This window comes from Polyangium sp. y55x31 (genome assembly GCF_029946505.1).
Taxonomy (GTDB): domain Bacteria; phylum Myxococcota_A; class Polyangia; order Polyangiales; family Polyangiaceae; genus Polyangium.
Genome location: NZ_JARZHG010000010.1, coordinates 77,982 through 90,874, shown reverse-complemented (window position 1 = coordinate 90,874; position 12,893 = coordinate 77,982). Strand labels below are relative to the sequence as shown.

Here is a 12,893-nt window from a genome sequence, read left to right as displayed (position 1 = left end):
CCATGAGGGTGCGTTGCACGCTGAACCGTCAGCTCCGCTGTCTTGGCTGGCAGGGTCGTCGCCGGTCTTGACCCTGGCCCGTTCGATGAACTGCGCATCGCGCAGTTCATCGACCCCGAGTCCAGCGCTTGCGCTGGTCCGGGTGCAGGGGCGGACAGCCCCTGCTGGGGCCTGGGGCAAAGCCCCAGCGCAACGGCTCCCATCACCGCGTGTCGTTCCCGTCGGCTCGCTTGATGGGCCGGGCTGGGTTTCCTGCTACGACCCAGCCTGCTGCGACGTCCTTCGTGACTACGCTTCCTGCGCCGATCACGGCTCCGTCGCCGATGGTCACCCCTGGCAGCACGATTGCGCCGCCTCCGATCCATACGTCGTTGCCGATGCGTACTGGCTTCGCGAGTTCGCGCCCGGATGCTCGGAGGGCTGCGTCGAGTGGGTGCGTTGCGGTGTAGATGTGCACGTTTGGGCCGAGCAGTGCGCGGTGGCCGATGTCGATTCGGTTGCAGTCGAGCAGGACGCAGCCGAAGTTCATGTAGAGGCTGTCGCCGGCGTGGATGTTTGCGCCGTAATCACATCGGAATGGGGGTTCGAGGAATGCTTTGCTCCCGAGTGTGCCGAAGAGTGCGTCGAGGATCTTGCGCCTCCGGGTGGGCTCGTCTTCTGGGATCTCGTCGTAGGCTCGGCTGAGGCGGCGTGCGCGGGTGCGGGCGGCCACGAGTTCTGGGTCGTCGGGTCGATAGAGTTCACCGGCCAGCATGCGTTCGCGCTCGGACATGGGGGTGTCCTAGCGCCATGCCTGGTCTCCGTCCAATGCTCGTACCGAGCGGGTCCGGCCGTCGTGCGGGCTGCGAGAGACGGGGGTCAGGCTTGCAGGGTCTTGCGCGAATGATGGAGGACGATCAGCCCGACCATGGTTTCCAGCCCGAAGAGCAGGAGATACGCCGTCCGCGGCATGCCGTCCGCCAACATGGACAAGGCGCGCATGGTGGCGCCGAGAAATACGATGCCGAGAAAGAAACGATTGAATTTGCGCTGCGTGTAGATCTCGTCGTGGAACAGCAGCGCGAACAGGCCGAAGCCGAATTCGGTGCTTTTCATGAAACGATACTGATTGAGCGTGCTCGCCATCGTTTGTGGATCCAGAGGGAGCCGGAAGATGACATCCGCGTATACCTCGAATTTCAGCGGCCCCCAGGTGGGAACGAACAAGCCCAGGCCGCCGCCGATCAGCACGAGGAACCACGCGTAGCCGTAGAACGCGGCGTGGTTCAGGTATTTCCAGAGAGTGCTCACGATTCCCCCTTTGGCTTCGTGGTCCGTCGGGCAACGGATCGCACGAAGCTCGCGCAGGACACGCAGCCGCGCAATCGTTCTTCGTGTGCTTGGGGCTGGTGGTGGAGCGGTGGAAGATGCTCGCGAGCATGTGCATCTTCCGGGCGCACCCGGGAGGTCTTGGAATGCGGCGAGGAGATGAGCGAGCGAAGCTCTGCGACGCCTTACTCGGCGACGAGAATGCCCCGCACCGAGGATGCCTGACCGACGCCGCTCGTCGCGATGAGGATCGGATACCCGTTGTCCGTGGGCATGAGGAAGCTCTTGCTTTCGCCGTCACCCAGGGTGCCGGTTTCGAGGATTGTTTTGTACATGCCGTCCTTGAACTGCATGTTGAGCTTTGCCCCGCCTGTCGCGACCACGGTGAGCCGATAGTTCTTCCCGGCCGTCCACGGGGCCCAGCTCACCCGATAGTCCCACGTGGCGTTCGTCTGCTCCTGCTTGATCACCGTGTCCGTGCTCGGAAACACGAATGCTTGCTGCCAGGAGTCGAAGGCGCCACCGCTCCCGTTCCAGGGGCCGCGCATCGACATGCGATTGAGGTTCGTGTTCGGCACGAACTCCTTGCCGTCGCCGTCGATGAAGCCGTCGGAGCTCGTCATCACGCGCAGCGCGTGGGCGATGTCGAACAACTGATTCGCCACCACGGTGTCCCATTCGCCGGGCGGCTTCGTCGAGACCGTGAATTTGCTGCCGTTCTCCACGTAGATGACGAAGGGCGTATCGGTGTTCCTGTCGACGACACGGGCCCCGTAGACCTGGAGCGTCTTGATCACCTTCAAGAGACCGGGTGACGTGACCTTCGACGTGTCGTAGTCCGGCGGCAGCATCAAAAGCGAGCCCATGGGGATCTGCCCCTTGTAGGCGCTGGCGCTGTCGCCGTCCTCCAGGGTGGCCGGAAAGACGAAACCGGCTTTCATCGCGGTGCCGTCGAGCGACAGGGCGAGCGCGTGGTGGAACAACTCTTCCCCGTCTTCGGCTTCGCTCACGCGGATGAGGCCGGCGGCGGTGCACACGCCGGAAGCGCGCGCCCCCTGGGAGTAATGCGCGGGGTCGCCCCAGCCCGAGCCGGCGAGGGGGGACCATGAATACATCGCCGCGGTCCAGGCGCCCGCGGCGTCTTTTTTGAGCTGCCAGAACGAATGAATGATGCCCGCCTTCTCGTCGACGATGTCGGCGTGCCCATCACTGCCCGACGCGCCTTCGACCGAGGCGGGCCAGTGGGGGATGACGACGGCGCACGAGCCACCGACGTCGGGGCAGCTCGGGTTCGCGGCGCCGCCTTTGCCATGCACCTGCATCGGCGGGTCGCTCTCCGACGCGCGGAAGATGGTCGTCGAGTAAGCGCCTCCGGCCACCGAGGGATAAAAGGCCGGATTGTTCGTCGGCGGGATCTGGTAGTCTCCCAGGACGGGGTTTTTGGGGTGGCTGTTCCAGAGCGAGTCCGCCGCGAAGGGTCTTTCGAAGGTCCCCCACACGCTGCTCGCGCCGCCTTCGCCACCTGCGCCGCCCGCGCCGCCTTCGCCCATGGATCCGCCGCTGCCGCCCGCGCCCCCATTCGCTCCGCTTCCATCCGTCGACGAGGGGGGATTCGTGTTCGAGTCGCCGCATCCGGCAATCGAGGTGTAGAGGAGGAGCGAGATGGTATGGAAGGCGAGGCTGCGCATGGCGGTTTCAATACCCATCGACGAGGAACGGGTCAACCGCGGCGCGCGGCAGGTCGAGAATCGGCCGCCGAGGCCGCCTCCGCATTGCACCACCGCCGTCATCCGGCAGCGGAGGCGGAATGCGGAGGCGAATTTGCCTGCAGCTTGACTTTCGGCGCGGAGCCGCCGATTTCGATTTCGGGGGCGGGGTATCAGAGGACCGCCGCGACGTCGTCGCAGCTCCAGTCGTCGACATCCATGCAGTTCTCGAGCTTCCCGGGGCCCCACGGCGACCATCGGCACGCCATGTCGTCCATGGCCGCGCAGCCTGCCGCGACGTCGCCGCCGAGGACGACGTCGCAGATTTGATGCGCCGAGGAAGGCTCCCACGGAACGGGATTGGGGCAGCTCCCGATTTCGCACTCCCGATGGCGCGATTGCACAAGGGCCTTGCCGTTGCCCTGCAGGATGATGATCCGCTCGGTCTCGAAGAAGTTGGGACCAGGCACCTCGATGGCGCTGAGCGCGCCCGGCGCGTTCGAAACGATGAGCTTCGCGGCGCAAATGAGGGCCGCCTCCGGCTCCGGGTAGATGTGAATGCTCATCTGCGGGCAATCGGTCGTCACGCCACACGCGAACAGGTCGTTATGCATTGGGCCGCCGCCGCCGCTGCCGCCGCTGCCACCGCTACCGCCGCTACCGCCGCTGCCACCGCCGCCGTCTCCGGACGAAGACGATGCAGACGACGAGGACGAGGCGCCGCCGCTCGCGGCGCCGTCATTCTCGGACGAACAAGCGGCGAAGGGGACGGCGAGGGCGAGGGCGGCGGCGACGGCGAGGAAAGGAAGCGCGTTTGGTTTCAAGTTCATGTGGATGGTTCGAATGTAAATGATCTCGCAGCTTTTCGGAAAGCGCGGTGCAGCCGAAAGCAAGTACCCGGCGCGGGTGCCGGCTCGTCCACCGTCTCCAGTGGCGCGGGCGGCTTCGGGGAAGCCGCGGGCGGCCCCGTGGGAGCCGCGGGCGGCATGGCTCGACCCTGCGCGCGGCCTCCGGGAAGGCGTGAACGGCCTCGGGGAAGCTGCGGGCAGCATGGCTCGACCTGCGCGCGGCTTCCTGGAAGGCGCAGGCGGCCTCCGGGTCGCTGCGGGCGGCCTCGGGGGAGCCGCGGGCGGCATGGCTCGACCCTGCGCGCGGCCTCGCAGAAGTCGCGGGCGGCCTCGGGCGAGCCGTGGGCGGGATGGAGGAAGCCGTGGGCGGCATCGATCGACCCCGCGGGCGGCATCGATGGACCCTGCGCGCGGCCTCCGGGAAGCCGCGGGCAGGAGGGGGGAGGCCGCGGGCGGCATCGATGGCCCCCGCCCGCGGCATCGGATGACAGCCCTGCGGGAACCCACCCTCCTCGAACGTGCACCCGACGAAGGCCAGCCACCGACAACCCTGGGTCCGAAGCGAGCAGGATTCCGCCTCTTGCGTACAAATCCGCCATGCACATCATCGACACCCTCCTCGCGCCCATTGCGCGTGGAGGCGCCACGCACCCATTCCCCCCGTTCGGGGAGGAGAGATCACCATGCCGAATTCGTTCTCGCCCGTCGCGCTCGACGTCCTCGTCCACGACTGCACCGCGTTCGCCCCATTCCTCGTCGACCTGCCGCCGGGCGGCCGGCGAGGCATGTGCTCCGAGCAGGAAGGGTTCTCGGAGGTCATCGGCGAAATCGTCTCGAACCAAGCCGCCCTCGGGGACAAGGCCGGAATCACGAAATCCGATTACGAAGCCTTCCAGGAGTCGAACCAGCGCATCGCGATGATCGACGCGCAATTGCCCGCCCTGAAAAAGCTGGTCGAGATGATGGAAGAGACGCGCGCACTCGAGGACGATAAAAGGCAGCGCCAGGTGAACGCATTCGCAGACGCCATCGAGCGGCGCGCAAGGACGACCGGCGACAAGGGCTTGCTCGCAAAGTACGAGCGGACGCGGAAGTACCGATCCGCCGTGGCAATGAAAGGCGTCAAGACGCGGTCGAAGATGAACAAGGCCGACGCAGGCGAGGCGAAAACGCCGTCCCAGGGCTGAAGACGAGCGAAGCTCTCACGCGCTCCTCCCGCCACAATCTCATTCCCACCCCCAATACCCCCCGGTCGTCGTTCATGCCCTCCGCTCGAGGGCAAAGCCGAGCGCCGTCGAGGTCCAGCCGAGGACCCACAGGAGCATGAGCTTGTGGGCCAGGTCGGTCACGACGGCCGGATCAGGCCCGAGCTGCACCAAGACGACGGCGCCCGGCGTGCTGAACACGCCACACGTGAACCAGGCCGCCGCCGCCAGAGAAAGGTATCCCACGCCCCGCAGGAGCCCCGGCCACGGCCTTTCGCGCCGAATGCTCGCCGCGCAAAGATAGAGGGTGGCCAGGATGCAGACCGCATTGATCACGCCCCCCGCGCCAAAAAAGCCCGGAACGACGCCGGGAAAGGTCAAGGCAAGGCCCACGGCCACCGTGAGGCCATAAAACGCAAAAGGCAGGCCGATCGCGAGCGCAACAGGGAGCCGGGTACGGCGCAACGCCGCGCCCATCAGCACGAGCGCACCCGCGAGAGGGAAGGAAAACACCCACACCACGAAGCGCGGGTGCGTCTGCCAGCGCTCCCCCCCGAGATACTGCGAGATCCCCCCAGCGTGCTTCGCCTCCGCGACGACCTGGAACGCATTGAGAACAGCGCCGAGCGCGAGGAGGACACCGGCAAGGAGCGCAAGCCCGCCGAGCCTCGCTCGCACCGATCCACGACCCTTCGCCTCGACCATAGGACGAGCCCCCCCTCCAAGGCGGAGCGTTGGGACACGACCCCGCGGCCGCAAGACGCGCCAGGCCGGCCGCTGATGGGTGGCATCTGGGGGCGCTTCGCCGGGGCGCTGCCCCGGGCCCCGCGGGGGCTGTTCGCCCCTCGACCCGAACCAGGGCAAGCCCTGGACCTCAGGTGGAAAAACTGCGCTGCGCGCAGTTTTTCCAGCAGGCCGGTGGCAAGACCATGGAGGTCGGCTTCAAGCCGAACCGTCAGCGCCGCGGTCTCGGCTGGCAGCGTCGTCGCCGGTCTTGACCTGGCCCGTTCGATGAACTGCGCATCGCGCAGTTCATCGACCCCGAGTCCAGCGCTTGCGCTGGTCCGGGTCCAGGGGTGGACAACCCCTGGTCGGGGTCCGGGGTGAAACCCCGGCGCGACGCCGCGCGAAACACCCTCAGCGCTTCTTCGTCGCTCGCGTCTTCGTGGTTGCCCGTGTCTTCGTCGTTGTCGCTGGCAGCGCGCGTTTTTTCGTCGTGGCCTTCGTCGCCTTTTTGCGCGTGCCCTCTTCCGTCGTGCCGGGCTTGGTCGAGCGCTTTGCTGGCGCGCGCTTCTTCGTCGTGGTCCGCGCTGCTGCTGCGCGCGTGGCTGCTGGCGTGCGTGAGCTTGCGCGGGGTGAGCGCTTCGTGGCGCGTGCGCGCGCGGGCTTTGGGGCTGGCTCCGAGGGCGCGGCCTCCTCGGCTGGCTCCTCGACGGGGACTGCCGTGCCGTTGCCGTTCGCGTGATGCGGCGGCTCGGGGGCTGGGGGCGTTGGCGCCGGCTTTGCGCGCGGCTGCGCAGGCTCGGCTGCGGGGGATACTGGCGTCGTGACGAGTGGCGCGCCGGCGTCGGCGAACAAGACGTCCACCTCGGCTGCGAAGGCTGCGACGTGCGTGTCGACGTCGCGCGCGTCTTGCTCCGAGAGCGGCGTGTAGATCACACGCACGCTGCGGCCGTCCGGGATTTCCCACTGCGCTGCGTTGCCCGTGCGGCGAAGGGTGCGCGTGGCTGCGCGATCGATGAGACGCGAGAGCCGTGCTCGCTCCGAGGGGCTCACCTCGCGCGTCAGCGGCGCCCTGCGTTCGAGCGTCGGCAGCTCCACTGCGCCTTGCTCGACGAGCGCGCAGAGCTCGTCTGCGACTGCTTCTTCCAGCTCGAGGTGCAGGTCTGGGTTTGCCGGCGGCTCGGGCACGAAGACGGCTTCGCGCTGGGCTGGGTCGTAGCTCTCGAGCCGCGCGCCTGCGACGAGCCCGGCGCGCTCGAGTGCGATCACGAGTGATTGCGGCCGTGCGCGTTTGCCTGCGGTGGCGGCGACGTATCCGAGCAGATCGAGCTCGACGCGCACGACCGCTTCGTCTTGTGAGGCGCTCGCCTCGCGTAGTGCGAGGCGGGCTGCGTCGAGCACTTCGCGCTCCACGACGCTGCGATCGGCGAAGACGTCTTCGAGGTGCTCGGAGGCGAGCAGCGCCTGCGCGACGCGGCCTGTGAGCCGGGAGAGCGCTTCGCGCGTGGCTGGATCTTCGGCGGTTGCGTCGGTGCGCAGCGCGCGCTCGGCGAGCGGCTCGACGTAGCCGGACATCGCGTCGTCCACGGCGCGGACGAGCGCGGCCGTTCCGCCCTTGACGACGAGGATCCGGCCTCGGCCTTTGAGACCCTCGACGATGCGGGAAGCGAGCCTCCGCGAGAGGTTCAGCGCGTTCACGAAGCGTGAAGCTTACACGCTTTGGTGCGCATCGGCCGCCGATTCGGCCGCGAACCGTGCGTGCGAAAAATGGCGGTTTTGCGAGGGGAGGAGGGACGAGACGAACGTCCGCGCGGAGCCGCGGACGTCCGAGGCGCTAGTCGGCCTCGACGATCTTGACGACGACGTCGCCGATACGAGCGGGCACGCGGGCTTTTGCTTCGGCGAGCGTTCCGGGGCGAACGCTCACGCGCACGACGAACCCGATGCCGTCTTCGCGCTCGACGCCGACGCCGGCGCAGAAGGGCTCTGCGCCGATGTCGTTCTTGAGTTGTTCCTTCGCGCGGCGCGCGGAGCCGACGTCGCTCATCGGATCACTCGCTGTAGCCGACGGCGAGGACGCGGAAGGTGTCGGGCGGAGCGGCGACGTTGTAGATCTTCGCCGTGAAGATGCCGCCCGAGTTCGAGTCGAGATCGTTGCCGGCGACGAGGGCCTGATCGGCGCCGCAGATCTTGCCTTCCTTGTCGTAGAGCGAGACGAGCGCCCACACGCTCTTCGCCTTGAACGCGCTCTCGTTCGTGATCTTGCCTTCGACCTGGTGGGGGTTGAAGCCCTTCTTGGCCGTGAACTTCGTGTCCGAGATCTTGAGCTTCGCGGCCTTGCCCGTGAAGAACGGCTTCATCGGGTTCGACTCGGTCTTGTACGAGGCCCACTTCGTCGTCTTGTAGAGCGAGAACGTGCAGGGGACCTTCTCGCCCGGCGCGAGCTCGCGGATGAGGCTCGAGCAGGTGCCGCTGTCGATCGCGGTGTTCGCGTCGTCGTAGAACGTCACCTTGATGTTCGGGAAGCCGAGCGGGTCCTTGCCCGTGTTGTGGATCTCGCCGACGAAGTGGATCGTGCTGCCGTACTCGGCCTTGTAGTGGCGGAGATCCTTCAGCTCGGCCTTGAGATCACCGGGCTTCGCGGGCTTGGTGAGGTCGCCGAGATCGCCGAGCTTCGGGCCGTCCGGGTTCGCCGAGTCGAGCGGGATCGCTGCGATCGCCTCGGACGTCTTCTTGGCCGCGTACCAGAAGAAGCCGACGACGCCGATGATCGTGACCAGGAGGAGACCGCCGCAGCCGAGGCCGATGATGAGGCCCATGTTCGGGCCCTTCTTCTGCTGCGGGAGGATCGGGGGGCCCATCGGAGCGCCCATGGGAGGTCCGCCCATCGGGGGCCCGAAGGCGCCGCCGCCGGGAGGAGGGCCATAACCGCCGCCGGGAGGAGGACCGTAGCCGCCGCCGGGAGGACCGCCGCCGGGAGGGCCGCCGAAGCCGCCGCCGCCGGGGGGCGCGCCGGGGGGACCGCCGAAGCCGCCGCTGCCGGGAGGTCCGCCGCCGGGAGGACCACCGAAGCCGCCGGGGGGCGCGCCGGGAGGAGGACCGTAGCCGCCGGGCGGTCCACCGCCGAAGCCGCCGGGCGGGCCACCGCCGCCAAAGTTGTCACCTCCGGAAGGCGGTGCCCCCGGGGGAGGTGCCGGAGGCGGCAAGCCGCCACCACCGGGTCCGAATCCATTTGCCATGCGCGGCTCGCCCGTCGTGTTCTCGATCATGGCGACGGAGTATGCCGCAAAATGGGGAAGGACGGGCAAACGGATCCAGACGAGACGAACAGGATCCCTCGGCCGGGGCTGCGCGGCTGCTGCTAGGATCGGGCGTCATGACGAGCAAGTCGCGGAAGGCGACCCGCACAATCCTTGCGATTTCCATGATCTTCGTGTTCGCCGGGGGAAGCACGCTCGGCTGCGGGGGGGCCTCCGGGAGCGGGGCCGGTCCCGAGACGGCGGCGAGCCAAACGGCCCCGAAGACCGAGGAGCCGGAGCAGGGCGAGGAGGTCGTGGAGGACTCGGGGACGCTCGACATCCTCTCGGATCCCCCGCAAGACGTGCTGCTCGACGGCAAGCCGATCGGCAAGACGCCGCTCACGAACTACCGCGTGAAGATGGGCAGCCACGACGTGACGTTCCTCGATCCGGCCGAGGGCGATCGGACGATGACCGTCAACGTTTCGCCGGGTGATCACCAGACGGTGAAGCTCGATCACCCGCCGAAGATTCGCGAGCAGTAGGAACACGACGCGCGACGAGCAGCGACGCGTCCCCCTTGGCACTAAAGATGGCGGCGGGCGATTTCGGCCCACGTGCCCGTGGGTTCGATCTCGAGGTACTTGCGCCAGCACGGCCGCGCCTTCGCGCTCTCGCCGACCTGCTCGTACGCCATCGCGAGGTTGAAGTACGCGTCGGCGAAGCGCGGATCGCTGTCGATCGCGCCGCGGAAAAACTCGACGGCCTGGGCGGCGTGCCCGCGTTCGAGCATGACGTAGCCGAGGTTGTACTGCGCCTCGGGTTGCTTGCGATCGATCTCGAGCGCGCGCCTGTAGAGCGACTCGGCCTGCACTTCGTCGCCGCGACGGAAGCAGATGTTGCCGAGGTTCGTGTACGCGATCGCGAGCCACGGATCGATCTCGAGCGCGCGACGGTAGAGCTCCTCGGCCTCGGCCATCGTCTGCGGGTTCTCGTCGAGCTGGCTGGCGCGCACGTAGATGTCGTACGCGGTCTTCGCGCGATCACGACCGACCATCGGGCGGAGGACACGCACGACGTCGTCACGCAGCGACTTCACGTCGAAGTCGAGCACCATCTGCCCGGTGAGCGGCTCGAACGTGCCCGCCGTGCTCTTCACGACGACGCGTTGTCCATCGGAGACGATGCGCAGCTCGGCGAGCGGACGCGTGACCTTGGGCAGCGCGCCGCGGATGTTCTCGACCGCGCGCGCGACGTCGCGGAGGCGCACCTTGCGCGCGAGGAGATCTCGCGCGGCGCGGAGCGCGATCACGTCCGAGAACGTGTACGCGCGGCGGCCCTTGCGACGGCCGCTCGGCGAGACGATACCCGCACGATCGAGGGATCGCAGGCGGCCGGCGGAGATGCCGAGGAGGCGACAAACCTCGGCGCCGGTGAACATGTCGCTCACGGGCTCGCGCGTCTGCGGTACGGGCAGCTCCGCGGGCAAACGCGCCTCGTGAGGATCGGGCAGGCGCTTCGGAGGCTCGGCGACACGTCCACCGCCCGGCCCGAAGATCACGTGGATGACCTTGTTCTGCTCGGGGTCGCGGCGTTCTTTGTTGTTCATAACGCTAGAGAGGTCGCGAGGAGCGAAGAGCGAGCTTAGCGCGACGCGCCGCTCGCGGCGGAGGCATGTACGACGGCGACGACGTCGACCACCACGGCGACACCCGCGGACGATGTGCGCACTTCGATCTCGGCGCGCACGGGGCCGAGCTCCCCCTGCACGCGTGTACACGCCTCCCTTCGCGCGATGCGGAGCGCGCGGAGCTTGAGGTGCGGATCACACGCGAGGAGCGCGGCCATGGATGCGAGGTCGGGATCGGGCAGCGTGCCACCACGACTGCGCGGGAGCAAAAGCACGCTCGTCGAGCCGTAGTAGACGACGCCGTCTCCTTCGGCGCGGGGCATGCCCTCGCTCACGATGTCCGCGCCTTCGACCATGGCACGGACGAGGCCGTCTTCCGCGGCGACGAGCTCGAGCTGTCTGCGCCGGACGAGAGGCCCCGGGCCTGCCTTGACGAGGCCGGGACGCGGGGGAGGAGGGCTCTTTGCCATCGAGGGCGGATCGTAGAGATCACGCGCGCCGAGATCGAAAAACCGGCCACGATCGCGTGGGAACTTGCGCGCGTGGGGCGTTCCGTGCATTGGCGGTTTCGTGCGCAGGGCCGCACGAACTTGGCCCTCGCGCGCGTGATCGGCGAGGGTCGCGTGCGAGGAGCGAAACCGAGATGGGAACCCCTGGCGTCGAGCGTCGAAGGCACTGCGTCTACGTCACGCGAAACACGGAGTACCACATGCGCGACGGGGTCTGCGTCGCGGTGCGGGACAGGCGGACGGGGAAGTTCGTCCCCGCGCACATCGCGGTCTCGCTCAAGCTCGAAGGGGGCGTGCGGCTGTTCCCGAACGGCGCGGTGATCCCGCGCATCGACAAACCCGGCGTGGGAGACGCGATCTGGTTCGCGACGTCCGCCGACGCGAGCCGGCAGCTCGTCACGAGCCGCATCGAGGCGATCGAGCGCCCGTCGAAGGACGTCGTCGCCTCGTACGCGTGATCGCGATCAGCCGATGTTGCAGAAGAATTCGTAGTCGATGTAGGTCGTGATCGTCGGGGCGGGGCCGCAGACGGGGCAGGTCTTGTCCTTGCGCAGCTTGAGCTCGCCGAACTTCATGCGCAGCGAGTCGTAGGTGAGCAGGCGGCCGACGAGGGGGTTGCCCTGGCCGAGCACGAGCTTGATCGCCTCGGTCGCCTGGATCGTGCCGACGACGCCCGGGAGGATGCCGAGGACGCCGGCCTCCTGGCAGCTCGGCGCGAGGTGCGGCGGCGGCGGCTCGGGGTAGAGGCAACGATAACAAGGGCCGCCGGCCGCGGGGTGGAAGGTCGTGACCTGACCCTCGAAGCGGAAGATCGAGCCGTGCACGACCGGCTTCTTCATCCACACGGAGGCGTCGTTCACGAGGTAACGCGTGGGGAAGTTGTCGCAGCCGTCCACGATGATGTCGAAGTCGCGGAAGATGCGCTCGACGTTGTGGCTCGTGAGCCGCTCCTCGAACTTCACGACCTTCACGTCGGGGTTGAGATCGCGGATCGTCTGCTCGCCGCTGTCGACCTTGGGCATGCCGACGCGCGAGGTGGCGTGCATGATCTGGCGCTGGAGGTTCGAGGCGTCGACGACGTCCGCGTCGACGAGGCCGATCGTGCCGACGCCGGCCGCGGCGAGGTAGAGCGCGGCGGGGCTGCCGAGGCCACCCGCGCCGAGCAGCAGGATCTTCGAGGCGAGCAGCTTGGCTTGCCCCGCTTCACCGACCTCGGGGAGGAGCAGGTGGCGCGAGTAGCGATCGCGCTGCGCGTCCGAGAGCTGGGGCGGGGTCTCCATCGGATACCCGAGATCCTTCCAGCGCACGAAGCCGGGGTTCGCGCTCTCGACGCGCGTGTAGCCGAGATCGATCAGCGTCTTCGCGGCGAGGGCCGAGCGCGTGCCGCCCGCGCAGTAGAGGACCACGGGCGCGTTCTTGTCGGGGACCTTCTGCTCGATCTGCATCTCGAGAAAGCCTCGCGGGACGCTGATCGCGCCCGGGATGTAGCCCGCGCGGTTTTCCTCTTTCTCGCGCACGTCGACGAGCACCATCGGCTCGTTGGCTTCGAGGCGGCGCTTGATCTCCTCCAGAGACACGGTCGAGATGTTCTTGCGGATCTCGGCGATCAGATCGGTGTAGGTCGTCGGCATGCGGCTCCTCGGTGGGCGGAGACGTGTTCGTCGTTCGGACGCGGAATGCCGTCAAGGGTGGCCCGGACGGCCGCCCCGCGCACGTGGCGGGTCT

Annotated in this window: 14 protein-coding genes; 3 read left to right on the top strand and 11 right to left on the bottom strand. The window is 68.0% G+C overall.

Annotated elements, in window-relative coordinates; translation table 11 throughout:
• Positions 1-202: 202 nt before the first annotated feature.
• The 4 genes from QHF84_RS50240 to QHF84_RS19570 all read right to left on the bottom strand — a co-directional run bounded on the left by QHF84_RS50240 (position 203) and on the right by QHF84_RS19570 (position 3,844).
• Positions 203-772, bottom strand: coding sequence for a sugar O-acetyltransferase (locus QHF84_RS50240; protein WP_348652863.1), 570 nt, complete (start codon positions 770-772; stop codon positions 203-205).
• Between the two features lie 86 nt (positions 773-858).
• Entirely contained in the window at positions 859-1,290 is a 432-nt protein-coding gene (locus QHF84_RS19580; RefSeq protein WP_281314852.1) for a DUF4345 family protein, read from the bottom strand.
• Between the two features lie 203 nt (positions 1,291-1,493).
• A complete protein-coding gene (locus tag QHF84_RS19575; protein ID WP_281314851.1) occupies positions 1,494-2,996 on the bottom strand; it encodes a hypothetical protein in 1,503 nt (500 codons plus the stop codon).
• Between the two features lie 191 nt (positions 2,997-3,187).
• On the bottom strand, positions 3,188-3,844 hold the full coding sequence (locus tag QHF84_RS19570; protein WP_281314850.1) for a hypothetical protein: 657 nt from the start codon (positions 3,842-3,844) through the stop codon (positions 3,188-3,190).
• 701 nt (positions 3,845-4,545) lie between these two features.
• Here QHF84_RS19570 and QHF84_RS19565 point away from each other — a divergent pair.
• Positions 4,546-5,049 carry a hypothetical protein gene (locus tag QHF84_RS19565; RefSeq protein WP_281314849.1) on the top strand — a complete coding sequence of 168 codons (504 nt, stop codon included), beginning with the start codon at positions 4,546-4,548 and terminating at the stop codon, positions 5,047-5,049.
• A 72-nt stretch (positions 5,050-5,121) separates the two neighbouring features.
• On the opposite strand, the gene QHF84_RS19560 is transcribed toward QHF84_RS19565, so the two are convergent.
• The 4 genes from QHF84_RS19560 to QHF84_RS19545 all read right to left on the bottom strand — a co-directional run bounded on the left by QHF84_RS19560 (position 5,122) and on the right by QHF84_RS19545 (position 9,059).
• A complete protein-coding gene (locus QHF84_RS19560; RefSeq protein WP_281314848.1) occupies positions 5,122-5,745 on the bottom strand; it encodes a hypothetical protein in 624 nt (207 codons plus the stop codon).
• A 459-nt stretch (positions 5,746-6,204) separates the two neighbouring features.
• A complete protein-coding gene (locus QHF84_RS19555) occupies positions 6,205-7,488 on the bottom strand; it encodes a hypothetical protein (RefSeq protein WP_281314847.1) in 1,284 nt (427 codons plus the stop codon).
• 136 nt (positions 7,489-7,624) lie between these two features.
• Positions 7,625-7,837, bottom strand: a complete 213-nt coding sequence (locus QHF84_RS19550; RefSeq protein WP_281314846.1) for a hypothetical protein — start codon at positions 7,835-7,837, stop codon at positions 7,625-7,627.
• Positions 7,838-7,841: 4 nt separating this feature from the next.
• The gene (locus QHF84_RS19545) at positions 7,842-9,059 is read right to left on the bottom strand and encodes an FxLYD domain-containing protein (RefSeq protein ID WP_281314845.1); all 1,218 of its coding nucleotides are present in this window, start codon (positions 9,057-9,059) and stop codon (positions 7,842-7,844) included.
• Positions 9,060-9,166: 107 nt separating this feature from the next.
• On the opposite strand from QHF84_RS19545, the gene QHF84_RS19540 reads away from it, so the two are divergent.
• Positions 9,167-9,574 carry a PEGA domain-containing protein gene (locus QHF84_RS19540; protein ID WP_281314844.1) on the top strand — a complete coding sequence of 136 codons (408 nt, stop codon included), beginning with the start codon at positions 9,167-9,169 and terminating at the stop codon, positions 9,572-9,574.
• Between the two features lie 41 nt (positions 9,575-9,615).
• Here the strand turns inward: QHF84_RS19540 and QHF84_RS19535 are convergent, their stop codons facing one another.
• Positions 9,616-10,638, bottom strand: a complete 1,023-nt coding sequence (locus QHF84_RS19535) for a tetratricopeptide repeat protein (protein ID WP_281314843.1) — start codon at positions 10,636-10,638, stop codon at positions 9,616-9,618.
• Positions 10,639-10,673: 35 nt separating this feature from the next.
• Complete coding sequence (locus QHF84_RS19530) at positions 10,674-11,219, bottom strand: hypothetical protein (RefSeq protein WP_281314842.1); 546 nt, start codon at positions 11,217-11,219, stop codon at positions 10,674-10,676.
• Positions 11,220-11,302: 83 nt separating this feature from the next.
• Here QHF84_RS19530 and QHF84_RS19525 point away from each other — a divergent pair, with 83 nt between their 5' ends.
• A complete protein-coding gene (locus QHF84_RS19525) occupies positions 11,303-11,626 on the top strand; it encodes a hypothetical protein (RefSeq protein WP_281314841.1) in 324 nt (107 codons plus the stop codon).
• A 6-nt stretch (positions 11,627-11,632) separates the two neighbouring features.
• On the opposite strand, the gene moeB is transcribed toward QHF84_RS19525, so the two are convergent.
• Positions 11,633-12,799 (bottom strand): molybdopterin-synthase adenylyltransferase MoeB, encoded by a 1,167-nt coding sequence (moeB, locus tag QHF84_RS19520; RefSeq protein ID WP_281314840.1) that lies wholly within the window; start codon positions 12,797-12,799, stop codon positions 11,633-11,635.
• Between the last annotated feature and the right edge of the window lie 94 nt (positions 12,800-12,893).

What these genes read in the sequence shown, in the direction of transcription:
- QHF84_RS50240 (WP_348652863.1), bottom strand. Translation starts at nt 772, where the DNA reads ATGTCCGAGCGCGAACGCATGCTGGCCGGTGAACTCTATCGACCCGAC.
- QHF84_RS19575 (WP_281314851.1), bottom strand. Translation starts at nt 2,996, where the DNA reads ATGCGCAGCCTCGCCTTCCATACCATCTCGCTCCTCCTCTACACCTCG.
- QHF84_RS19570 (WP_281314850.1), bottom strand. Translation starts at nt 3,844, where the DNA reads ATGAACTTGAAACCAAACGCGCTTCCTTTCCTCGCCGTCGCCGCCGCC.
- QHF84_RS19565 (WP_281314849.1), top strand. Translation starts at nt 4,546, where the DNA reads ATGCCGAATTCGTTCTCGCCCGTCGCGCTCGACGTCCTCGTCCACGAC.
- QHF84_RS19550 (WP_281314846.1), bottom strand. Translation starts at nt 7,837, where the DNA reads ATGAGCGACGTCGGCTCCGCGCGCCGCGCGAAGGAACAACTCAAGAAC.
- QHF84_RS19545 (WP_281314845.1), bottom strand. Translation starts at nt 9,059, where the DNA reads ATGATCGAGAACACGACGGGCGAGCCGCGCATGGCAAATGGATTCGGA.
- QHF84_RS19540 (WP_281314844.1), top strand. Translation starts at nt 9,167, where the DNA reads ATGACGAGCAAGTCGCGGAAGGCGACCCGCACAATCCTTGCGATTTCC.
- QHF84_RS19535 (WP_281314843.1), bottom strand. Translation starts at nt 10,638, where the DNA reads ATGAACAACAAAGAACGCCGCGACCCCGAGCAGAACAAGGTCATCCAC.
- QHF84_RS19530 (WP_281314842.1), bottom strand. Translation starts at nt 11,219, where the DNA reads ATGCACGGAACGCCCCACGCGCGCAAGTTCCCACGCGATCGTGGCCGG.
- QHF84_RS19525 (WP_281314841.1), top strand. Translation starts at nt 11,303, where the DNA reads ATGGGAACCCCTGGCGTCGAGCGTCGAAGGCACTGCGTCTACGTCACG.
- moeB (WP_281314840.1), bottom strand. Translation starts at nt 12,799, where the DNA reads ATGCCGACGACCTACACCGATCTGATCGCCGAGATCCGCAAGAACATC.